This window comes from Microbacterium marinum (assembly GCF_014204835.1).
Classification (GTDB): domain Bacteria; phylum Actinomycetota; class Actinomycetes; order Actinomycetales; family Microbacteriaceae; genus Microbacterium; species Microbacterium marinum.
Map to the genome: position 1 here is coordinate 2,076,765 of NZ_JACHMD010000001.1, position 21,320 is coordinate 2,098,084.

Here is a 21,320-nt window from a genome sequence, read left to right on the forward strand (position 1 = left end):
GCGCGCCCCCGACCCGTGCGGGGATCTGGTCGCGGCAGGCCGGTCAGACGGCGCGGGAGCGGACACGGCCGAGAAACATCCGATGGAAGCGACGGTCACCGCTGACTTCGGGGTGGAACGCCGTCGCGAGCAGGCCACCCTGCGCGACGGCGACCGCGCCGGCCGGGACGCTCGCCAGCACGTCGACACCGGGACCGGCCTCGACCACGAGGGGCGCGCGGATGAACGCGGCCACGACCGGCTCGGTGCCGAGCGCCGGGACGTCGAGGGTCGTCTCGAACGACTCCACCTGACCGCCGAAGGCGTTCCGTCGCACGGTCACGTCGATCCCGCCAAAGGTCTGCTGGCCGACGATCCCATCGAGGATGCGATCGGCGAGCAGGATCATTCCGGCGCACGTCCCGTACATCGGCATCCCGGCGGCGATCGCGTCGCGGATCGGCTCCTGCATGTCGAAGGCGCGGGCGAGTTTGTCGATGACACTCGATTCCCCGCCGGGAAGAACGAGACCGTCGACGGATGCCAGTTCATCGGGGCGCCGCACGAGCACGACCTCGGCGCCGAGGTCCCCGAGCACGCGGGCGTGCTCGCGCACGTCGCCCTGCAGCGCGAGGACCCCGACCCGAGGTGCGGTCACCAGCCGCGCTCGGCGAGGCGGTGAGGCGCGGGCAGATCGCTCACGTTGATGCCGACCATCGCCTCACCGAGGCCGCGGGAGACGTTCGCGATCACGCTCGGGTCATCGAAGAACGTCGTCGCCTTCACGATCGCCGCGGCGCGCTCGGCGGGATTTCCGCTCTTGAAGATCCCGGACCCGACGAAGACACCGTCGGCGCCGAGCTGCATCATCATCGCGGCATCCGCCGGTGTCGCGACGCCACCGGCGACGAAGAGGACGACCGGCAGCGTCCCGGTCTCAGCCACTTCGGCGACGAGATCGTACGGCGCCTGCAGCTCTTTCGCCGCGACGTACAGCTCGTCCTTCGACAGCGAGGCGAGCGCGGCGATCTCGCCGCGGATCTTGCGGATGTGCTTCATCGCTTCGGAGACGTCGCCGGTGCCGGCCTCGCCCTTGGAGCGGATCATGGCGGCGCCCTCGGTGATGCGGCGCAGAGCTTCGCCCAGGTTCGTCGCACCGCAGACGAAGGGCACCGTGTAGCCCCACTTGTCGATGTGGTTCACGTAGTCGGCGGGCGAGAGCACCTCCGATTCGTCGATGTAATCGACTCCGAGCTCCTGGAGCACCTGCGCTTCGACGAAGTGACCGATGCGTGCCTTCGCCATCACCGGAATCGAGACCGCCTCGATGATGCCGTCGATCATGTCGGGGTCGCTCATCCGTGAGACGCCGCCCTGGGCGCGGATGTCGGCGGGGACCCGCTCGAGCGCCATCACGGCAACGGCGCCGGCGTCTTCGGCGATCTTCGCCTGGTCGGGAGTGACGACGTCCATGATGACGCCGCCCTTGAGCATCTCGGCGAGGCCGCGCTTCACGCGGGCAGTTCCGGTGGCATTCGTTGGCATAGGCCAAAAGCTAGCATGTCCGGGACATAGACTCGTCGCTATGACGAACGAGCTCCTCGCGATCGCCGGCGACTCCGCCGCCGAGATCGCCGACAGCGTCCGTTCGCTCATCGACCGCGGCATCCTGGAGCCGGGGTCACCGCTGCCGCCCGTGCGCGCCCTCGCCGAGACGATCGGCGTGAATCGCAACACCGTCGTGGCCGCCTACCGCCAACTCGCCGCCGCCGGGGCGGTCGAGACCGCTGGACGCGCGGGGACACGCGTGGCGGGACGATCCGACCTCGCCGAGGAGGGATTCTCGGCCGACACCGTGCTGCGCGATGTCGGGACCGGCAATCCCGACGCGTCGCGCATCCCCGAGCTCGGCCCTGCGCTCGCGACGCTCGCCGGTCGACCGGTCCTGTACGGCGAACCCACCATCGATCCCGCCCTCGAGAGGTGGGCGCGCGATTGGATCGAGGCCGATCTCCCCCACCGCGACGACGTCCGGCTCACCATCACGGGCGGCGCGGTCGACGCACTCGAGCGCTTGTTCACCGGTGCGCTGACCCGCGACGACCCGATCGGGCTCGAAGACCCGTGCTTCCTGTCCGCGCAGCGAACCGTTCGCGCCGGCGGCTACCGGCCGGTCGCGATCCCGGTCGACGACGAGGGCATGACGGTCGAAGGGCTCCGCGCCGCACTCGATGCAGGCGTGCGAGCGATCGTGTGTACGCCGCGCGCCCAGAACCCGACCGGCGTGAGCCTGTCCGAGCGGCGCGCCATGGCGCTCCGTGACGTGCTCGCCCCCCACCCGTACGTCCTCGTCATCGAAGACGACCACTTCTCCATGCTCTCGAGCTCGCCGTTCCACTCGATCGTCGGCGCGGGCCACCGACGATGGGCGCTGATTCGATCGGTCTCGAAGTTCCTCGGGCCCGACATGTGCCTCGCCGTGACGGCCAGTGACCCCGAGACCGCCGATCGCCTCGCGCAGCGACTCAGCCCCGGGTCGACCTGGGTCAGCCACCTCCTGCAGCGCCTGGTCGTGTCCCTGGTCTCCGACCCCGCCGTGACCGCGCACATCGCCGATACCGCGCGCCATTACCGAGCACGCAACACCGCGTTCGCCGAAACCCTGACCTCGCTCGGGATAGCCACGACCGCCGGCGACGGCCTGAGCGTGTGGGTGCCGGTCCCCGGCCCCGGGCGCGCGGTCGCGGAGCAGCTCATGCGCCGCGGCTGGCTCGCGCGTCCCGGCGAGGAGTTCGTGCTCCGCGATGACACCGCCGCCGCGCATCTGCGACTGACCGTCCACGACCTGTCCGATGACGACGCCGAGCGGCTCGCCGCCGACGTCGTCGCCGCTGCGCGATCGCTCGCGCCGACGAAGAAAGTGATGACCCGCCCATGAAGGTCCTGTCGATCCAGTCCGCCGTCGCGTACGGCCACGTCGGCAACTCCGCCGCCGTCTTCCCCCTGCAGCGCATCGGGGTCGAGGTGCTCCCGGTGTACACGGTGAATTTCTCGAACCACACCGGATACGGCGCATGGCGAGGTCCGCTGATCAGCCCGGCGGACGTGTCGGACGTCCTCACCGGCGTCGAGGAGCGCGGCGCGTTCCCCGACATCGATGTCGTCCTGTCGGGCTACCAGGGTGGCGAGGGAATCGCCGACGTCATCCTCGACGCTGTCTCGCGGGTCAAGGCCGCCAACCCCGACGCGATCTACGCGTGCGACCCGGTCATGGGGAACGCGAAGAGCGGGTGCTTCGTCGCCCCCGCGATCCCGATCCTGCTCCGCGAGCGCGTCGTGCCGGCCGCCGACCTCATCACCCCGAACCAGTTCGAACTGGGCTTCCTGACGGGCACCGAGCCCGCCGACCTCCAGTCGACCCTGGCGTCGGCGGATGCCGCTCGCGCGATGGGACCCTCCACCGTCCTGGTCACCAGCGTCGAGCGGCCCGACCGCCCCGAGGGCACGATCGAGATGCTCGCCGTCACGGATGCCGGTGCGTGGATCGTCCGCACCCCGAAGATTCCGATGAAGGCGAACGGGTCGGGCGACGTCACCGCCGCGCTGTTCACCGCACACTTCCGGGAGACCGGCGACGCGGCATCCGCTCTCGCCAAGACGACCTCGAGCGTGTTCGACCTCCTACAGACGACGTTCGACGCCGGCGCCCGCGAACTGCAGCTCATCGAAGCGCAGGAGGCGTACGCGCACCCGCGGATGCAGTTCGAGGTCACGCAGGTCCGCTGAGCCGCGCGGCGCGGCCGGTCAGATGACCGGCCAGCCGCCCTGCACGGCATCGCGTACCTCGCCCAGCAGCTGCGGCAGGGCCTTGGTCTTGGCGATGATCGGGAAGAAGTTCGCATCGGTCGCCCACCGCGGCACGACGTGCTGGTGGAGGTGCTCGGCGACGCCCGCGCCGGCGACGGCGCCTTGATTCATCCCGATGTTGAAGCCGTCGCAGCGGGCGACGCCGCGGAGCACCCGCATGGCCACTTGCGTCAGCGCGCCGATCTCCGCGACCTCTTCGGGCGTCGCCTCGTCGTAGGTCGAGAAGTGGCGGTACGGGCACACGAGCAGGTGACCGGAGTTGTAGGGGAAGAGGTTCAGCAGCACGTAGGCCGTCTCGCCCCGCGCGACGATGAGACCTTCTTCGTCGGTCTTCCCGGGAGCCGCACAGAACGGGCAGTCGTGCTTGAGCGGCTCGGGGCCGGCCTGGATGTACGCCATCCGGTGCGGCGTCCACAGCCGCTGGAACTCGTCGGGCACGCCCGCCAGCTCGGCGGCGTCCTCGAGTCGCCCGTTCGGTTCCTCGGTCATGCGAGGTCCTCCGCGGTGTTCACGAGCGCACGCGTGCGCACGGCATCGACGATCTTCGCGACGGCCTCGGCGACCGGGATGCCGTTCGTCTGCGTCCCGTCGCGGAAGCGGAAGGAGACGGTCTCGCCCGAGCGGTCCTGCTCCCCCGCGATGAGCTGGAGCGGCACCTTCTGCGTGGTGTGGGTGCGGATCTTCTTCGGCATCCGGTCGTCGGAGTGGTCGACCTCGGCACGGATGCCGGCAGCGCGCAGCTGCGCGATGATGCCGTCGAGGTACGGGGCGTACTCCTCGGCGACGGGGATGCCGACGACCTGGACCGGAGCGAGCCACACGGGGAACGCGCCGGCGTAGTGCTCGAGCAGGATCGCGAAGAACCGCTCGATCGAGCCGAACAGCGCCCGGTGGATCATGACGGGACGGTGCTTCTCGCCGTCCGGGCCGGTGTATTCGAGCTCGAACCGCTCGGGCTGGTTGAAGTCGAGCTGGATGGTCGACATCTGCCACGTGCGGCCGATGGCGTCGCGGGCCTGCACCGAGATCTTCGGTCCGTAGAACGCCGCACCGCCCGGGTCGGGCACGAGCTCGAGGCCGGAGCCTTCGGCGACCTCCCGGAGGGTCTGCGTCGCCTCGGTCCACAGGCGGTCGTCGCCGATGAACTTCGGGTTGCCCTCCTCCTTCGTGGACAGCTCGAGGTAGAAGTCGTTGAGTCCGTAGTCGCGAAGGGTCTGGAGCACGAACTCGAGGCTGTGCTCCAGCTCGCCCTTGACCTGGTCGGCGGTGACGTAGATGTGGGTGTCGTCCTGCGTCATCCCTCGCACGCGGGTGAGGCCGGCGAGCGTGCCGCTCTTCTCGTAGCGGTAGACCGAGCCGAACTCGCTGAGGCGCAGCGGGAGCTCCCGGTAGCTGCGACCACGCGAACGGAAGATCAGGTTGTGGAACGGGCAGTTCATGGGCTTCAGGTAGTACTCCTGGCCCTCGCGGGAGACGTGACCGTCGGCATCCACCACCTCATCGAGCACCATCGGGGGGTACATGCCGTCGGCGTACCACTGCAGGTGACCGCTCGTCATGAACAGGTCGCCCTTGGTGATGTGCGGCGTGTTGACGACGTCGTAGCCGTTGGCCAGCAGACGCTCGCGCATGTAGCGCTCGATCTCGTACCGGATGATCCCGCCCTTGGGGTGGAACACCGAAAGGCCGGGGCCGATCTCGTCGGGGAAGGAGAAGAGGTCGAGCTCCTTGCCGAGCTTCCGGTGGTCGCGCTTGGCGGCCTCCTCGAGGCGGTGCTGGTAGGCCCGCAGCTCGTCCTTCGTCGGCCATGCGGTGCCGTAGATGCGCTGGAGCTGCGGATTCTTCTCGCTGCCCCGCCAGTACGCGCCGGCAACGCGGGTGAGGTCCCAGCCGTTGCCGACCATGCGGGTGCCGGGCACGTGCGGGCCGCGGCAGAGGTCCTTCCAGACCGTCTCCCCGTCGCGGTTCACGTTGTCGTAGATCGTGAGTTCACCGGCACCGACCTCGACGGACGCGCCCTCGGCGGCATCTGCTCCCGATCCGGGCCCACCGGCCAGGTCGATGAGCTCGAGCTTGAAGGGCTCGTCGGCGAGTTCGGCCTTCGCTTCGGCCTCGGTGACGACGCGGCGGACGAACCGCTGGCCCTCGCGGACGATGCGCTCCATCTCCTTCTTGATGGCCTTGACGTCTTCGGGGGTGAACGGCTCGTCGACGCCGAAGTCGTAGTAGAACCCGTCGGTGATGAACGGTCCGATGCCGAGGTTCGACTGCGGGCGCACGCGCTGCACCGCCTGCGCGAGGACGTGGGCGGTCGAGTGACGCAGGATGTTCAACCCGTCCGGGCTTCCTGCGGTCACCGCTTCGACACCGTCGAGATCGTCGATCGTCGTGGCGAGGTCCTTCAGTTCACCGCGGACGCGGAGGGCGACCACGGAACGGTCGGGAAAGAGGGCGAATCCATCGGCGGGGAGGCTCACAGCCGCCGGCGCGATCACATCAGTCAAGGGAACTTCTCCAGAAGGTGGCTCGGATCAAGGCTACTCAGCTTCGAGCGCACGCCGCGCTCCGCCCGCTCAGGCCCCAGGCGTTCGCGTGCCGGCGACGATGACGTGCCGACCGGGTTCCATAGGCCGAGTCTAGTAGCCCCTCTCGCAGGGTCCATGATGGATGCCGTGAAGCTCGCCATCGCGGGAGGCATCCTGCTTGCGGGTTCCCTCGTCGCCGTCGCCCTCGGTGCTCTGCCCCTCCGGGAACTCGCCGCCGTGGCCGATCGCGTCGCGCCGATCCTCGCGTTCGTCGTCGCGATCTCGGTGGTGGCGGAGCTGGCCACGCGGGCGGGCGTGTTCGACGTGGCGGCGTCGTGGCTCGCGCGGCTCTCCCGGGGACGCACGTGGCTGCTGTGGCTGTCGGTCGCGGGGTTGTCCGTCGTGACGACCGCCTTCCTCTCGCTCGACACGACAGCGGTGTTGCTGACGCCGGTGGTCGTCGCCGTGGCGCGTGCCAACGGGCTGCCCCCGCTTCCGTTCGCCCTCACCACCATCTGGCTCGCAAACACCGGCTCCCTCTTCCTGCCGATCTCGAACCTCACGAATCTGCTGGCGGCGGATCGGATGCCGGGGGGCGGCCCGACCGCCTTCGCCACCCTGATGGCGCCGTCGGCGGTCGCCGCGGTACTCACCACCGTGCTCGTCCTCGGGGTGGTGCACCGCCGATCACTCGGCGGCCGCTACGTGGTGTCGGACTCCCCGCGGATAGCCGACCGCGTTCAGCTGGTCGGGTCATCGGTCATCGTGGTCGCGGTCCTGCCGCTCCTCGTGAGCGGGCTGCCGCCCTGGATCCCCGCGGCGGGTGCGGCGCTTGCTCTCACGGCCCTGTTCGCGTGGCGCGCACCCCGCGCCCTGTCGCCGCGTCTCATCCCCTGGTCGCTGCTCGTCTTCGCCGCAGGCCTGTTCGCCGCCGTCGCCGCGGCCGAAACACTCGGCTCCGGTCGATGGATCGCGGCCGTGGCGGGGACGGGGTCTGAGACGGCGGATGTGTGGCGAATGGCTGCTGCAGGCCTGACGGCGGCGAACGCCGTCGACAACCTGCCGGCGTACCTGCTTCTCGAGTCCACCGCGCACGACACCGGTCGCCTGCCCGCCCTGCTGATCGGGGTGAACGCCGGCCCGCTGATCACGCCGTGGGCATCGCTCGCCACGCTGCTCTGGCACGATCGACTCCGCGCCGTGGGTGTGGAGGTCTCGTGGGGCCGCTTCGCCGTGTGGGGACTGGTCGCGGCGCCCGTCATCGTCGCCGCATCCGTCGCCGCACTCGTCTGGCTCTGACCCTAGAGGTGACGTACCGCCTCTCGGTGACTGAGCGGGCTGAGCGCGTGGGCGGCGACGTAGGCCGCCACCCACTCGGGATAGGTGCGCGATGCGTCCCGCAACGCCCACCCGACCGCCTTGCGGATGAAGAACTCGCCATCGCGGCGGTTCGGTTCGAGCGCGTCGGTGAGCAGTCGGAGATCGGTGCGCTCCCGACGCCCCAGCTGGGCGAGGATCGCGAGTCTGCGCAGCCACATCTCATCGCTGATGCACCACCCTCGGACGAGCGAACCCGCATCCCGCGGATGCCGGTCGAGAAGGTCTCGGACACGGCCGGCCAACTCGTCGGTGATGTCCCACCAACGACCGGTGAAGACCATGTGCTCGATGAGGGGCACGATCACCAGCTCGCCGCGGGCGGGCGGGACGGCGAGGAGCATCATCCCCGCGTACCGTTCCTCGCGGTACTCCGCCTCGTCCCAGAGCTCTGTGGCAGCCGACACCGCGAGCTCGATGCTCGCAACCGGTCGCACGGCGGCGCGCGTCAGCGCTCGGACCTCGGGAACGCGGACGCCAAGGAAGGGCAGATCCGATTTCATGTAGGCCTGCTGGCCGGCCGCGCGGGACGGATCCGCCGCGACGCGCAGCGAGCGTCGGACGACCTCGGGCAGGCTCACGTCACACGACAGTGAGGTCGACTTGGATCTCTCCGGCGAGTTGCTCCAGCGCGGTCGTGACGCGCGCGGCATCCGTGTCCACGGGAAGCCGGAAGGCGACGACCGCCTCGAAGAGGGTGCCGCCGGCCATGGGCGCCTCGAGGGTACGGCTCCGGAAAGTGTCGATGCTGAGCGCGTGCGCGGCGATGGCCGCCGAGACGTCCCGCACGATCCCGGGACGGTCGTTGCCCAGGACGGTCACCTCCAGCTGCCGCTCGCCAGCCTGGGCCTCCGCATCGGCGACACCTCCGTGCGCAGTGACGCGCAGCATGCCATCGAGGCCCTCGAGCGCGGCCGTGATCTGCTCGACCCGCTCGTCAGGAATTGAGATGAGGACGATTCCTGCGAACGCGCCGGCGAGTTCGGCCAGCTCGCTCCGCTCCCAGTTGCCGCCGTGCGCCGCGATCTGTTCCGCGAGAGCGTTGACGAGGCCGGGGCGATCGTCGCCGACGACGGTGAGTACGAGGTGCGCCATGCGCTGAGCCTACGCCGGAGCCTCTTGAGCGGGCCAGCGCCACAGGCCGCCGACGGGCGTAGCGTGGTCGTCATGAAGGCACTTCAATACACGCGCATAGGTTCGCATCCCGAGGTCGTCGAGATCGCCACGCCCTCCCCCGGCCCCGGGCAGGTGCTCCTGAAGGTCACCGCCGCCGGCGTCTGCCACTCCGATGAGTACGTGATGGGCCTTTCCGAAGAGGAGTACACCGCTGCCGGCTACCCGCTGCCGCTGACGCTCGGGCATGAGGGCGCCGGCATCGTCGCAGAGATCGGCGAGGGCGTCGAGCACGTCGCGGTCGGCGACGCCGTCGCGGTGTATGGCCCCTGGGGCTGCGGCCGGTGCCACAACTGCGCCCAGGGCAAGGAGAACTACTGCACCAACGCCGCGGCCGAGGGGATCAAGCCTCCCGGGCTCGGCGCTCCCGGGTCGATGGCCGAATACATGATCGTGGACAGCGCCCGCCACCTCGTTCCGCTCGGCGACCTGGATCCGGTCGAGAACGTCTCTCTGACGGATGCCGGACTGACGCCGTACCACGCGATCAAGACGTCGCTTCCGAAGCTGCGGGCCGGGAGCACGGCCGTGGTGATCGGCACCGGAGGGCTCGGCCACGTCGCGATCCAGATCCTCCGCGCCGTCTCGGCGGCCACGGTGATCGCGCTCGACATCACGGAGGAGAAGCTGGCGCTCGCCGCCGAGGTCGGTGCGCACCACACGGTCCTCAGCGATGCCGACGCCGCGGCGAAGATCCGAGAGCTCACCGGCGGTCGCGGTGCCGACGCCGTCTTCGACTTCGTCGGCGCCGAGCCGACGATCGCGACGGCGGTCGCCGCCGCCGCGACCGATGCGGATGTGACGATCGTCGGCATCGGCGGGGGCACGGCTCACGTCGGCTTCGGCACAATCGCGTTCGATGCCGCCGTCCGCATCCCCTACTGGGGTTCGCGGAGCGAACTGGTCGAGGTGCTCGACCTGGCGCGCACCGGACAGGTGGGCGTGGAGGTTCAGCGCTACACGCTGGACCAAGGCGCGGAGGCCTACGAGGCTCTCGCCGCCGGCACCGTGCGCGGTCGCGCAGTCATCGTCCCTTGAGACGCGCCGCTGCGCGGGGCCGCGGTCACTCGCTCGACGTCGTCACGACCGGAGCGAAGATGATGATCGCGGCCCCGAGTAGCGCCACAGCCGACCCGACGTAGTCCCACAGCGTCGGCTGGAACTTGTCGACGACGATGCCCCAGGCCAGCGACCCCGCGACGAAGACGCCGCCATAGGCCGCGAGGACCCGGCCGAAGTTCGCGTCAGGCTGGAGCGCCGCGATGAACCCGTACGCGCCGAGCGCGACGATTCCCAACAGGGCGAACAACCACCCGCGGTTCTCTCGGACCGCCTGCCAGATCAGCCAGGCACCACCGATCTCGGCGATGGCGGCGAGCACGAACAGGACGATGATGCGGCCGGTGGTCATCTGCACAGTCTGGCAGGGAGCTCTGCGCCAGCCGTGACGCCGTCGGCACCTCGCCGCCCGGCATCCCGGAAACACAAAAGCCCCGATAGGACGCACGCCGACGCGCCGGCGACGCGCAGACTGCGATTGGTGGGAGACTGACCCCGAGTCACTCTGATGAAGGAGCCAGATGGAAACCGTGCTGTTCGACGGGGTTCTTCGCGTTCACTACGGGTTCGCGCAGATTTACGCCGAGCAGGACGACTGGCCCGACCCGGATGTTCCGTTCAACGGGCAGACGAACGGCCTGCTCGGAGGAGCCCACGCCGGCTTTCTCACTATGACGACCGGTCTCCACACCGGCGACGTCCCACTTCGTGCGCTTCTCCTCGACCACGAACCGGCCCTGAGCGATTGGGAGGAAGTCGTCGAGGTCTCGTTCCGTCCGAACGCCGAGGAACTCTGGCTAGCGACGTTCGATGACGGAGTGGAGATCCAGCTCCCCGTTGCTACCTACCGCGCACGCTGGTCGGCCCGAAACATGGACGCTGCCCACCGGCTCGGGATCCCGGAAGACGAACCGACGAACGACCGGTACGAACTTACACTCTGGCCCGAGGAGAGACCTCGACCCGACTCGATTCTGCGGCAGACCAGTGAGGTCGCGGCGTACTGGCACAAGGAAAGAGGCTCGGCGTGATCGACGATCTCGACGAGGGCGCACGACCTAGCCGTTGATGCGGCTGTGTTGTTGCAGCTTGAGCCACGCCATATTGCCTGGTCACACGACGTCAGTACGGGGATAGCGGCACGCACGTCCCGGGCAAACAAAAAACCCCCGGATTATCGGGGGTTATTCTGTGCGCGATACTGGGATCGAACCAGTGACCTCTTCCGTGTCAGGGAAGCGCGCTACCGCTGCGCCAATCGCGCCTGTACAGGCTGTTGAGTTGTGAGTGGAGGTGGCGACGGGATTCGAACCCGTGTGGACGGCTTTGCAGGCCGCTGCCTAGCCACTCGGCCACGCCACCGTGTGTGGTTTGACCCACGTGACGCGATCTCCCCGGAGGGAGATCCCCACACTCGAGCGGATGACGAGATTCGAACTCGCGACCCTCACCTTGGCAAGGTGATGCGCTACCACTGCGCTACATCCGCGTGCTCCCTGGTTGCCCCGGGAACTCGTTCTACATTAGACGAGATTGAGGATTGCGCAAAACCGGAGGCACCCCGCGCGTGTCCCCCGCGTCGGTTCGGGAGACGGGCTCCGATCCGGTATGCTCGATCACCGGCCCACGTGGCCGAATGGGCGATTGGCGCAGTTGGTAGCGCGCTTCCTTCACACGGAAGAGGTCGTGGGTTCGAGTCCCGCATCGCCCACGAGAAAAGCCCCGACGACACGTGTCGTCGGGGCTTTCGTCGTTCGGGGTCGGCTCGTGGCCGACCCCGGTCGATCACTGGTTCAAGATCACGTCCGCCTCGGCGAAGAACTCGCTGACGGCTGCGTCGACATCCTTGGTGCCGAGCCCCAGCTCCTTGCCGAGGTCCCAGAACTTCTGCTCGAGCGAGCCGTAGCCGACGACGGCGGGCGGCGGGGTGTCGCCGATGCGGTCCGCGACGGACTCGATGTATTCGGCCACCTGGAGATCCGGGCCTTCGAGGGTCGCCCCTTCGAGCTTGCTGCTGGAGGCCGGGAATCCGAGGGTGGTCCCGAAGATCTCCCCCGCTTCCTCGCTATTGACGACGTAGTCCAAGAAGATGGCGGCGGCTTCGGGGTGCTCGGTCTTCGACGAGATCGCGACCTGGAGCCCTCCCTGGCGGTACAGGTCCTTCGCTTCGGGATCGGTTGTCGGCGGCGCGACGATGGCGATCGAGGAGGAGCCCGAGTCGGCGAGGTACCCACCCAGGAAGTTGCTCCAGCTCATCTCGCTGAGCGTCTTCGTCGCTCCGAATCCGGAGATGGGGCTGATTTCCTCGAGCTGCTGCTGCGGAATCGTGATTCCATCGCGCAGGTCGGCTCCGGACTCCCAGAACGCGGCGAGCTCGTCCTCGGTGAAGCCGAGCTCGCCCTCTGCGGTGTAGAGGGACTTGCCCGCCGAACGGAGCTGAAGCTCGAACACCTGAATCCGCTGCGTGTAGTCGGTGCCACCGAAGGGGGCGCCGCCGGTCTTCTTCGTCACCTCGGCGAGCCAGTCGTCGAACTCGTCGTAGGAGGTCCCGCCCTCGGGGAGCTCCACTCCGGCCGCGTCGAGAAGGTCCTGGTTCACGAAGTTGGCCCAGAGGCTGAACCCGGTGGGCAGCGAGTACTGCACGTCGTCGAGTCGGCCAGTCCCGAGGAGTGCCTCGTCGAAGGTCGTGAAGTCGATGTGATCGGCGACCTCGTTCAGGTCGAGGATCGTCCCGCTTTCGCCGTACTGGCGGAGGTAGCTGTCGGAGAATTGGAAGACGTCCGGCAGGCTGCCGCTGGCGGCCTCCACCTGTCGCTGCTCCCAGTAGCTCGGGAAGTCAGTGAACGTCGTGTTGATCGTGATGTTCGGGTATTCCTCGTTGAACGCCTCGATGAGCGCCGTGTAGCGGGCCGCGCGGTCGTCGTTCCCCCACCAGGCGAAGTCAAGGCTCACCTTCTCGTCGGGGTCGAACTCCGCGGCCGGGGCCGCCGCGCTGGTGCAGCCGGCCAGGAGCAAGGCGGAGGCCGCCGCTGCAGAAACTGCGGCGGCCGTTCGGGTGCGGAACATCATCGTCCTCTCTGATCGTCCACCATGGACGCTCGGGGCCCGCGCACTCGGAAGGTACGCGCGGGAAAGCGCTTTCAGCAAGCGCTTACCGACAATGTAGAGCAGCCCGTCGACCCCTCGCAAGATGCGAATTCCTCGCGGGCGCGGGCGCTGAGCGGCACGGGCGCCGCGGCGTCATCCGACGTCGGACACGGACCAGCCGAAACGCGCGGCGAGTTGCTCAGCGACCCGGTCGAAGACCTCCGGCGCGACCGCCGCGCCTTCCCGGCGGACGCCGCGTCGCGGGACCAGATACACCTGGTCGACGTCGAGCCACGACGGGCGACCGGCGTGGTCCCACGGCCCGCTCCCCAGGGGGATGTGATCGGATCCGTCCGCCGGCTGCCGACTGGTCAGCTTCATGGCGTAGACCCGGTCACCCGAGGCGGGAGCGAGGATGAGAAGCGGGCGGTCCTTCCCCTGGTGCGGATCCTCCTGGTAGGGCACCCACCCCCACACCACCTCCCCCGCGTCCGGCCGGCCATCCGGCTGCGCGGAGTAGACGAGGTTCAGCGTTCCCGCCCCGGGCGCGGCGACCTCCACGATTCCGTCGGTCCCGCTGCCCGCGCCCCCGCCGGGAGCGACGATGTGCGGGATCTGCGACGACGCGGCATCCGGCCGCTGGGGAACGAGGAGCTGCATCACGCGCGAGAAGAGACCCATCTCGCCACGGTAGACCATCGGATGCCGCGTGCTCCGCGCAGACGGAAGGGGCGCCGCGGATCGCTCCGCGACGCCCCTGAAGGGTTCGGACCTGGGTCAGACCTTCGCGTCGGCCAGCGTGTAGCCGGCCTCGCCGTGCACGACCGTGTCGATGCCGGCGATCTCGTCTTCGTTCTTCACGCGGAAGCCGATCGTCTTCTCGATCGCGAAGCCGATGACGTAGGCCAGCACGAAGGAGTAGACGAGGACGGCGATCGCGGCGATGGCCTGCACGAGCAGCTGGGTGGCGTCGCCGCCCAGGAACAGGCCGGTGCCGTTAGCGAAGAAGCCGAGGTACAGCGTGCCGATAAGACCACCGACGAGGTGGATGCCCACCACGTCGAGCGAGTCGTCGAAGCCGAGCTTGAACTTCAGCTCGATGGCGAGTGCGCACACCGCACCGGCGATGATGCCGAGCAGGATCGCCCAGATCGGCTGGACCGACGCGCACGCAGGGGTGATGGCGACCAGACCGGCGACGGCACCCGAGGCGGCGCCGACGGAGGTGGGCTTGCCGTCCTTGATCTTCTCGACGACGAGCCAGGCGAGCAGAGCTGCCGCGGGAGCCGCGATCGTGTTGATGAAGGCGAGAGCGGCGGTGCCGTCAGCGGCGAGCTCGGAGCCCGCGTTGAAGCCGAACCATCCGAACCACAGCAGACCGGCGCCCAGGAGGACGAAGGGCGGGTTGTGGGGGACGTGGACGCCCTTCTGGAAGCCGACGCGCTTGCCGAGCACCAGAGCCAGCGCGAGGGCAGCTGCACCCGCGTTGATGTGGACGGCCGTGCCACCGGCGAAGTCGATCGCGCCGACGCCGAAGGTCTCCTGGAGACCGTGGGTGATCCATCCGCCGTAGGCGAACGAGCCGTCATCAGCGAGCCCGAAGTTGAAGACCCAGCTGGCGACGGGGAAGTAGACGATCGTCGCCCAGACGCCCGCGAAGAGCATCCATGCACCGAACTTGGCGCGGTCGGCGATGGCGCCCGAGACGAGCGCGACCGTCAGGATCGCGAAGGTCGCCTGGAAGCACACGAAGGCCATCGGCGGGTAGGCCGCGTCCTCCGGGGTCTCCAGGAGGCTGTTCAGGCCGATCGCCGACCAGTCGATCGCCCACGGTGCCAGGGTGCCCTCAGCGCCCGGGAATGCGATCGCGTAGCCGAAGACGACCCACAGGACGCCGATGAGACCGAGAGCGCCGAAGCTCAGCATCATCATGCTGATCACGCTCTTGGCCTTGACGAGGCCGCCGTAGAAGAACGCCAGGCCAGGCGTCATCAGCAGGACGAATGCGGCCGCGATGAGTATGAATGCGGTGTTGCCTTGATCCATCTCGAAGGGATACCTCTCTGCAGGGACGCAGGTGTAGCGTCGGGTGTCCCCAGTGTCGAGGCCTCCAGTTTCCCGAGCGGGCGCTCACGTGTTTCCGTTCGGTTACGAGGGGACCTGCACGGTAAACATCAGGTTTCGGCGCGCTCCCGACTCCCCCCGCAGAGGCTCAGGAGTGGGTGAGAGCGACCAGACGCGAGACCGCGCGGAGGTACTTCTTCCGGTATCCGCCGGCCAGCATCTCTTCGCCGAACACCTGATCCAGGGGCGCGCCCGTCGCTCGCACCGGGATCTGCGCGTCGTAGGCGCGGTCGACGAACGCCACGAACCTGAGCGCCGCGGACTGGTCGTCGAAGGGAGTCACGTCGCGCAGGCCGATCTGACCGATCCCCTCGATCAGACGGATGTACCTCGACGGGTGGACAGTCGCCAGGTGGCGCACGAGGGTGCCGAAGTCATCGTCGGATGCGGAACGCGACGATGCGGCATCCGCCATCTCGCTCTCGTACTCCGTCGCATCCAGCACCACCGCGTGACCGTCGACGGCGCGCTGGCGGTAGTCGGTGCCGTCGATGCGGATGGTCTGGAAGTGCTCGGCCATCGCGTGGATCTCGCGGAGGAAGTCCTGCGCGGCGAATCGGCCCTCGCCCAGCGCGTTCGGCGGCGTATTCGACGTCGCTGCCAGTTTCGTCCCGGTCGGCACGAGCTCCGCGATGAGTCGGGTCATCACCATGGTGTCGCCCGGGTCGTCGAGCTCGAACTCGTCGATGCAGAGCAGGTCGGCCCCGCGGAACAGCTCCACGGTCTTCTGATAGCCCATGGCCCCCACGAGCGCGGTGTACTCGATGAACGAGCCGAAGTACTTCCGGCGTGCCGGCATTGCGTGGTAGATCGACGCCAGCAAGTGCGTCTTGCCGACGCCGAATCCGCCGTCGAGGTAGACCCCGGGCTTCATCTGCGGCTCGCGCTTCGCCCTGCGGAACAGACCGCCCCGGGCGGGAGCCGACGCCGAGGCGCCGCCGCTGAATCGCACGAGGAGATCCTTCGCCTCCTGCTGTGACGGGTAGTTCTCGTCGACGCGGTACGACTCGAAGGTCGCCCCGTCGAACTGCGGGGGCGGGACGAGCGCGGCGACCATCTCGGCGCCGCTGACCTGGGGGTGGCGATCGCTCAGGTGGGCGATTCCGGCAGGAGCGAGGGACACTCCTCAACCCTAACCTCGTGCGAGGATGACGACGTGTGGGTCACCGAGGTCGTGCCGTCGTCCGGAGAGAGAGTGGATGCCGCGTCCGCGTCGGGCCGCGAGTGGCTCACGGCGCGATATCGGCGCGGAGACTCCGCATACGTGCGCCTCAACATGATCACAACGCTGACCGGCAGTGCTGTCGGGTCGGACGGGACGAGTGAGACGCTGACCAACCGGGTCGACCGGACCATCCTCGGCGTGATCCGCTCCGAGGCTGATGTCGTCGTCGTCGGCGCCCAGAGCGTCCGGGCCGAGGGGTACGTCGTGCCGCGACGCGCCCACCTCGCCGTCGTCTCTCGCACCGGCGACCTCACCGGTCACCGACTCGACGTCAGCGCGGAGGCCGAGGCGCGCGTTCTCCTCCTCCTGCCGGCGGGCGTCACCCCTCGGAACGTCCCCGCCGGTGCGAGTGTCATCCACCTGTCCGGAACGCGCGATCTGCAACCGTCCGAGATCGTCACTGCGCTGACCGAACGCGGGATGCCGCGCATCGTCTGCGAAGGCGGACCCGATCTGGCGTCTCGCTTCGCCCAGGCGGGGGTCATCGACGAGTACTGCGTCACCTCCGCGCCGGTCCTCGCGCCGGCGTCAGCGCCCTTCCTGTCCGTGGGCGCAGATGTCGGCCTCGCGGTCGACGGCATGCTCGTCGACGACGCGGGTTTCAGTTACCTTCGCCTGCGGCGCCGGTGATCCCGACTCGGTCCAGCCACGTGCGGATCGACGCGGTCCAGCGCTCCTCGTCGTAGTTCCACAGTTTGGTGTGGCGAGCGGTGTCGAACTCGTCGAACTCGACGATGTCGGGGCGGGCCGCGGCGAGAGCGCGCGACGCCGAGACCGGCACGAAGTCGTCGCCGCTGCTGTGGAGCAGCAGGACCGGGTGGACCAGCTCCCCCGCTCGGGCCACGAGGTCGAGCCGATCGAGCGGGATGGCGACATCGGCGCCGGTGATCGTGCGCGCCCATCGACGCTGCAGAGCGTCCAGCGCGAGACGCGTGAGCGGCGCGGGCACCCCGATCTCGCCGGCCTGGTGCATCAGGACTCGTCGCCAGTCGATGACGGGCGAGTCGAGCACGACACCCGCGATGCGATCTCGATGCGCGGAGTTCAGCGCGGCCTGGAGGACGATCGCGCCGCCCATCGACCACCCCATGAGCACGACTCGCCGCGCGCCGCGCTGGAGGGCGAAATCGATCGCCCGGTCGACGTCGCGCCATTCCGTCGCCCCGAGCGCGTACGTCCCGCCACGGGTGCGCGGAGCCTCACCGTCGTTGCGGTAGGAGACGAGGAGAGAGGTCACGCCTGCACTGCGGAACACCGGCACGGCGCGCAGACTCTCGGATCGCGTCGTCCCTCGGCCGTGCACGTGGATTGCCCAGACATCGGTCTCCGACGCTGCCGGGAACAGCCACGCGGGGCACGGACCGACAGCGGCGGGGACGACTTCGGAGGTGTGCGGCACGTGCAGCTCGTCCGGCGAGCTGTAGTACCAGCCGCTGAAGGCGGCCTCTGCGGCGAGGCGGTCCTCGGAGCCGATCTCGGTGAGGAGCTTCCGGGTGACGCTCGCCTCGTCGGCCGCCAGCACGGTGCCGATCTTGACGTAGTCCTGCGTGCCCGAGGTGAACAGTCCGTAGCGCCCCGGCAGGACCGTGTCGGCGGTGCGGTTCACGGTGATGGTCTGCGCCGCCGTGTCCACGTCGAGGAGGCGGAGATCGGCGATGCGGGGAGCCGGGACCACGACGCGCCGCGCCACCCGGCCGGCCAGGAGTGCCATCACCCCGGTCACGCTCAGCAGGGCGGTCGCGAGGGCGACCACGACCCCGCCGACGGCGGCAACCGTGAAGGGTGGGGCGCCCTCGGGAACGGCGCGCCTGGAAGCCATCATGGTCCGCTCATTCTAGTCTGTCGAGGTGACCGATCCCGCGGGCGCCTCGCCTGCTTTCCTCGCCGCCGGCGACGCCCTGCGCGCGCTCGCCTTCCGCGATGACTTCGTCGTCCGAGAGATCCCGGCGCCCGGCGCACTGGCCCCGGAGGCGATCGCCTTCGCCGGAGACGTGCGCCCCGAGGACCACGGTGTCGACTCCCCGTTCGGAACGGGACGGATCGTCATCCTGCATGATCCCGACGAACCGGAGGCATGGGGAGGCCCGTGGCGGATCGTCTGCTTCGCGCAGGCGCCGCTCGAACCTGAGATCGGCACGGATCCTCTCCTCGCCGACGTCGCCTGGTCGTGGTTGGTGGATGCCCTCGCCGCCCGCGGGGCGACGTTCCACGCGGCATCCGGCACGGCGACGAAGACCCTGTCCAAGGGCTTCGGCACCCTCGCGTCCGAGGGAGACGGGGCGCAGATCGAGCTCCGCGCATCGTGGTCGCCCGATGGAGAGGTCACACGTCATATGGATGCCTGGGCGGAGCTGGTCTGCATGTTGGCCGGCTTGCCGCCCGGGTCGGAGAACATCGCCGTGTTCGGCGGACAGCGGAGTGCACGTGGCTGAATACGACGTCATCGCAGATCAGGAAGGGACGTCGGCGGCAGCCGCGGCACTGGCCGCAGGGCACGGGCCCGTCGCGGTCGATGTGGAACGCGCGTCCGGGTTCCGCTATTCGCAGCGCGCCTACCTCATCCAGGTCTTCCGCCGCGGTGCGGGTGTGTTCCTCTTCGACCCGCCTGCGATCGGCGACCTCTCCCCCCTGCAACAGGCGATCGGCGAAGAGGAGTGGGTCCTCCACGCCGCCAGCCAAGACCTCCCGTCGCTGCGCGAGGACGGGCTCGAACCTCCGCGGATCTTCGACACCGAGCTGGCGTCGCGTCTCCTGGGACACGATCGCGTCGGGCTCGGGGCCGTTGTCGAACACACGCTCGGCATCACCCTCGCGAAGGCGCACAGCGCGGCCGACTGGTCGACGAGACCACTCCCCCAATCGTGGCTCGAGTATGCCGCGCTCGACGTCCTGCACCTCGTTGACGTGCGCGACGCCCTGGTGGCCGAGCTCGAAGAGCAGGACAAATCCGCCCTCGCCGCGGAGGAGTTCGAGGCCGTGCGCACTCGTGCACCCAAGCCCGCACGGGAAGAGCCCTGGCGCCGCCTCAGCGGACTCCACAGTGTCCGCGGCCGCCGCTCGCTCGCCATCGCGAGAGCGCTGTGGACGGCGCGGGAGGAACTCGCCCAGCAGGAGGACGTCTCACCGGGTCGGCTCGTCCCGGACCGTTCGCTGGTCGCCGCCGTGGCGGCCAACCCCGCCACGAAGAGCGATCTCGCTCGCGTGAAGGAGTTCACCGGGCGCGCCAGCAGAAGCCAGCTCGATCGCTGGTGGGACGCCATCGAAGCAGGGCGGGCCGATCCCGCACTCCCCTCGGAGCGAGGCTCGGGCGATGGGATGCCGCCACCCCGCGCGTGGGCGGATCGCAACGCCCCGGCTGACGCTCGCCTGAAGTCGGCGCGTCCGGCCGTGGAGGCGGTCGCGGCGGAGCTGAACATGCCGACCGAGAACCTGCTGACCCCCGACACGCTCCGACGCGTCGCGTGGAATCCGCCCGCGGAGATCACCCCGGAAACGATAGCCGCAGCACTCGCGGAGTGGGGCGCGCGGCCGTGGCAGATTGCACGGACCGCACAGGTCATCACCGCCGCGTTTGTGGAATCCGTCAACGCCCGGACCGACGGCGACGAACCGGCTTCGTAGGTTCGACCCAACCGATTTTCACCGTGGAACCGCCTCTCTAGGCTGGGTGAGAACCCAATCATTGGAGGCAGTGTGGCCGAGCTTTCGGACGTCTACTTCGTCGACGGAATGCGGACCCCTTTCGGGCGCGCCGGCGAGAAGGGCATGTACTGGAACACCCGCGCCGATGACCTCGCCGTCAAGGCGACCATCGGCCTGATGGAACGGAACCCGTCGGTTCCCGCTGAGCGCGTCGACGACGTCGCGATCGCCGCGACGAGTCAGACCGGCGAGCAGGGCCTCACCCTCGGGCGCTCCGTCGCGATCCTCGCAGGACTCCCCCAAACCGTTCCCGGCTTCGCCATCGACCGGATGTGCGCGGGCGCGATGACCAGCGTCACGACCATGGCCGGTTCCATCGGCGTCGGGATGTACGACGTGGCTCTGGCGGGCGGCGTCGAGCACATGGGCCACTACCCCATCGGCGGGAACGCCGACCCGAACCCCCGGTTCGTCGCGGAGAAGATGGTGGACCCGGGCGCGCTGAATATGGGCGTCACGGCGGAGCGCATCTTCGACCGATTCCCGCAGCTCACGAAGGAGCGCTCCGACCGATTCGGCATGCTGAGCCAGCACAAGGCGCAGGCCGCGTATGACGCCGGCAAGTTCCAGCCCGACCTCGTGTCTGTGGCCGTGAAGGATGCCGCCGGCGCGTGGGGCCTCGCCACGGAGGATGAGGGCCGTCGCCCGCAGACCACCATGGAGGACCTCGCCGCACTGAAGACGCCGTTCCGTCCGCACGGTCGCGTCACCGCCGGCACCTCCTCCCCCCTCACCGACGGCGCAACGATGTCGCTCCTCGCCGGCGGCGGCGCCGTCAAGGAGCTGGGCCTCAAGCCCAAGATGCGCCTCGTCTCGTACGCCTTCGCCGGCGTTCAGCCCGAGATCATGGGCATCGGTCCGATCCCCTCGACCGAGAAGGCCCTCAAGAAGGCCGGGCTCACCATCGACGACATCGGCCTGTTCGAGCTCAACGAAGCCTTCGCGGTCCAGGTCATCTCGCTGCTCGACCACTTCGGCATCGCCGACGACGACCCGCGTGTCAACCAGTGGGGCGGGGCGATCGCGCTCGGTCACCCGCTGGCGGCATCCGGTGTCCGCCTGATGATCCAGCTCGCGGCGCAGTTCGCGGAGCGTCCCGACGTCCGCTACGGCCTCACCGCCATGTGCGTGGGTCTCGGTCAGGGCGGCTCGGTCATCTGGGAGAACCCCCACTACAACGGCAAGAAGAAGTGAGACGGCCG

21 protein-coding genes and 4 tRNA genes are annotated in these 21,320 nt (G+C 69.1%); 10 read left to right on the top strand and 15 right to left on the bottom strand.

Annotation, left to right across the window (positions count from 1 at the left end; genetic code table 11):
- Window positions 1-43: 43 nt before the first annotated feature.
- On the bottom strand, window positions 44-637 hold the full coding sequence (pdxT, locus tag BKA24_RS10250; protein WP_425488710.1) for a pyridoxal 5'-phosphate synthase glutaminase subunit PdxT: 594 nt from the start codon (window positions 635-637) through the stop codon (window positions 44-46).
- Window positions 634-1,524, bottom strand: coding sequence for a pyridoxal 5'-phosphate synthase lyase subunit PdxS (pdxS, locus tag BKA24_RS10255; protein ID WP_184217728.1), 891 nt, complete (start codon window positions 1,522-1,524; stop codon window positions 634-636). The genes pdxT and pdxS overlap by 4 nt, the downstream gene beginning before the upstream one ends.
- 40 nt (window positions 1,525-1,564) lie before the next feature.
- Here pdxS and BKA24_RS10260 point away from each other — a divergent pair, with 40 nt between their 5' ends.
- Window positions 1,565-2,917 (top strand): aminotransferase class I/II-fold pyridoxal phosphate-dependent enzyme, encoded by a 1,353-nt coding sequence (locus BKA24_RS10260; RefSeq protein ID WP_184217730.1) that lies wholly within the window; start codon window positions 1,565-1,567, stop codon window positions 2,915-2,917.
- Window positions 2,914-3,765, top strand: a complete 852-nt coding sequence (gene pdxY, locus BKA24_RS10265) for a pyridoxal kinase PdxY (RefSeq protein WP_184217732.1) — start codon at window positions 2,914-2,916, stop codon at window positions 3,763-3,765. Before BKA24_RS10260 ends, pdxY begins: the two co-directional genes overlap by 4 nt.
- Window positions 3,766-3,783: 18 nt before the next feature.
- On the opposite strand, the gene BKA24_RS10270 is transcribed toward pdxY, so the two are convergent.
- Window positions 3,784-4,335, bottom strand: coding sequence for an HIT family protein (locus BKA24_RS10270; protein WP_184217734.1), 552 nt, complete (start codon window positions 4,333-4,335; stop codon window positions 3,784-3,786).
- Window positions 4,332-6,350 carry a threonine--tRNA ligase gene (gene thrS, locus BKA24_RS10275; protein ID WP_184217736.1) on the bottom strand — a complete coding sequence of 673 codons (2,019 nt, stop codon included), beginning with the start codon at window positions 6,348-6,350 and terminating at the stop codon, window positions 4,332-4,334. Before thrS ends, BKA24_RS10270 begins: the two co-directional genes overlap by 4 nt.
- A 156-nt stretch (window positions 6,351-6,506) precedes the next feature.
- Here thrS and BKA24_RS10280 point away from each other — a divergent pair, with 156 nt between their 5' ends.
- Window positions 6,507-7,670, top strand: coding sequence for an ArsB/NhaD family transporter (locus BKA24_RS10280; RefSeq protein WP_184217738.1), 1,164 nt, complete (start codon window positions 6,507-6,509; stop codon window positions 7,668-7,670).
- A 2-nt stretch (window positions 7,671-7,672) separates the two neighbouring features.
- Here BKA24_RS10280 and BKA24_RS10285 read toward each other — a convergent pair whose 3' ends face one another.
- Both BKA24_RS10285 and BKA24_RS10290 read right to left on the bottom strand, forming a co-directional pair.
- Complete coding sequence (locus BKA24_RS10285) at window positions 7,673-8,329, bottom strand: DNA alkylation repair protein (RefSeq protein ID WP_343066076.1); 657 nt, start codon at window positions 8,327-8,329, stop codon at window positions 7,673-7,675.
- 1 nt (window position 8,330) lies between these two features.
- Window positions 8,331-8,843, bottom strand: coding sequence for a glycine cleavage system transcriptional repressor (locus BKA24_RS10290; RefSeq protein WP_184217742.1), 513 nt, complete (start codon window positions 8,841-8,843; stop codon window positions 8,331-8,333).
- 72 nt (window positions 8,844-8,915) lie between these two features.
- On the opposite strand from BKA24_RS10290, the gene BKA24_RS10295 reads away from it, so the two are divergent.
- On the top strand, window positions 8,916-9,959 hold the full coding sequence (locus BKA24_RS10295) for an NAD(P)-dependent alcohol dehydrogenase (protein WP_184217744.1): 1,044 nt from the start codon (window positions 8,916-8,918) through the stop codon (window positions 9,957-9,959).
- Window positions 9,960-9,984: 25 nt separating this feature from the next.
- Here BKA24_RS10295 and BKA24_RS10300 read toward each other — a convergent pair whose 3' ends face one another.
- On the bottom strand, window positions 9,985-10,332 hold the full coding sequence (locus BKA24_RS10300; protein ID WP_184217746.1) for a YnfA family protein: 348 nt from the start codon (window positions 10,330-10,332) through the stop codon (window positions 9,985-9,987).
- A 169-nt stretch (window positions 10,333-10,501) separates the two neighbouring features.
- On the opposite strand from BKA24_RS10300, the gene BKA24_RS10305 reads away from it, so the two are divergent.
- A complete protein-coding gene (locus BKA24_RS10305; RefSeq protein ID WP_184217748.1) occupies window positions 10,502-11,011 on the top strand; it encodes a hypothetical protein in 510 nt (169 codons plus the stop codon).
- A 161-nt stretch (window positions 11,012-11,172) separates the two neighbouring features.
- Here BKA24_RS10305 and BKA24_RS10310 read toward each other — a convergent pair.
- The 3 genes from BKA24_RS10310 to BKA24_RS10320 all read right to left on the bottom strand — a co-directional run bounded on the left by BKA24_RS10310 (window position 11,173) and on the right by BKA24_RS10320 (window position 11,469).
- Window positions 11,173-11,244 (bottom strand) — tRNA-Val (locus BKA24_RS10310).
- Between the two features lie 24 nt (window positions 11,245-11,268).
- A tRNA-Cys gene (locus BKA24_RS10315) sits at window positions 11,269-11,342 on the bottom strand.
- 55 nt (window positions 11,343-11,397) lie between these two features.
- Window positions 11,398-11,469: transfer RNA gene (locus BKA24_RS10320), tRNA-Gly, on the bottom strand.
- Between the two features lie 149 nt (window positions 11,470-11,618).
- Here BKA24_RS10320 and BKA24_RS10325 point away from each other — a divergent pair.
- A tRNA-Val gene (locus tag BKA24_RS10325) sits at window positions 11,619-11,691 on the top strand.
- A 74-nt stretch (window positions 11,692-11,765) separates the two neighbouring features.
- On the opposite strand, the gene BKA24_RS10330 is transcribed toward BKA24_RS10325, so the two are convergent.
- The 4 genes from BKA24_RS10330 to zapE all read right to left on the bottom strand — a co-directional run bounded on the left by BKA24_RS10330 (window position 11,766) and on the right by zapE (window position 16,314).
- Window positions 11,766-13,046, bottom strand: a complete 1,281-nt coding sequence (locus BKA24_RS10330) for an ABC transporter substrate-binding protein (protein ID WP_184217750.1) — start codon at window positions 13,044-13,046, stop codon at window positions 11,766-11,768.
- 174 nt (window positions 13,047-13,220) lie between these two features.
- Window positions 13,221-13,748, bottom strand: coding sequence for a type II toxin-antitoxin system PemK/MazF family toxin (locus BKA24_RS10335; protein WP_184217752.1), 528 nt, complete (start codon window positions 13,746-13,748; stop codon window positions 13,221-13,223).
- 96 nt (window positions 13,749-13,844) lie between these two features.
- A complete protein-coding gene (locus tag BKA24_RS10340) occupies window positions 13,845-15,113 on the bottom strand; it encodes an ammonium transporter (protein ID WP_184217754.1) in 1,269 nt (422 codons plus the stop codon).
- A gap of 166 nt (window positions 15,114-15,279) precedes the next feature.
- Entirely contained in the window at window positions 15,280-16,314 is a 1,035-nt protein-coding gene (gene zapE, locus BKA24_RS10345; protein ID WP_343066078.1) for a cell division protein ZapE, read from the bottom strand.
- 33 nt (window positions 16,315-16,347) lie between these two features.
- On the opposite strand from zapE, the gene BKA24_RS10350 reads away from it, so the two are divergent.
- Window positions 16,348-17,046 (top strand): dihydrofolate reductase family protein, encoded by a 699-nt coding sequence (locus BKA24_RS10350; protein WP_343066079.1) that lies wholly within the window; start codon window positions 16,348-16,350, stop codon window positions 17,044-17,046.
- Here the strand turns inward: BKA24_RS10350 and BKA24_RS10355 are convergent.
- On the bottom strand, window positions 17,018-18,238 hold the full coding sequence (locus BKA24_RS10355) for an alpha/beta hydrolase family protein (RefSeq protein ID WP_184217756.1): 1,221 nt from the start codon (window positions 18,236-18,238) through the stop codon (window positions 17,018-17,020). The genes BKA24_RS10350 and BKA24_RS10355 overlap by 29 nt on opposite strands.
- A gap of 25 nt (window positions 18,239-18,263) precedes the next feature.
- Here BKA24_RS10355 and BKA24_RS10360 point away from each other — a divergent pair, with 25 nt between their 5' ends.
- The 3 genes from BKA24_RS10360 (at window position 18,264) to BKA24_RS10370 (ending at window position 21,312) form a co-directional block, all read left to right on the top strand.
- Window positions 18,264-18,848 (top strand): DUF3000 family protein, encoded by a 585-nt coding sequence (locus BKA24_RS10360; protein ID WP_184217758.1) that lies wholly within the window; start codon window positions 18,264-18,266, stop codon window positions 18,846-18,848.
- A complete protein-coding gene (locus BKA24_RS10365; RefSeq protein ID WP_184217760.1) occupies window positions 18,841-20,037 on the top strand; it encodes an HRDC domain-containing protein in 1,197 nt (398 codons plus the stop codon). The genes BKA24_RS10360 and BKA24_RS10365 overlap by 8 nt, the downstream gene beginning before the upstream one ends.
- 72 nt (window positions 20,038-20,109) lie before the next feature.
- A complete protein-coding gene (locus tag BKA24_RS10370; RefSeq protein WP_184217762.1) occupies window positions 20,110-21,312 on the top strand; it encodes an acetyl-CoA C-acyltransferase in 1,203 nt (400 codons plus the stop codon).
- Window positions 21,313-21,320: the final 8 nt, after the last annotated feature.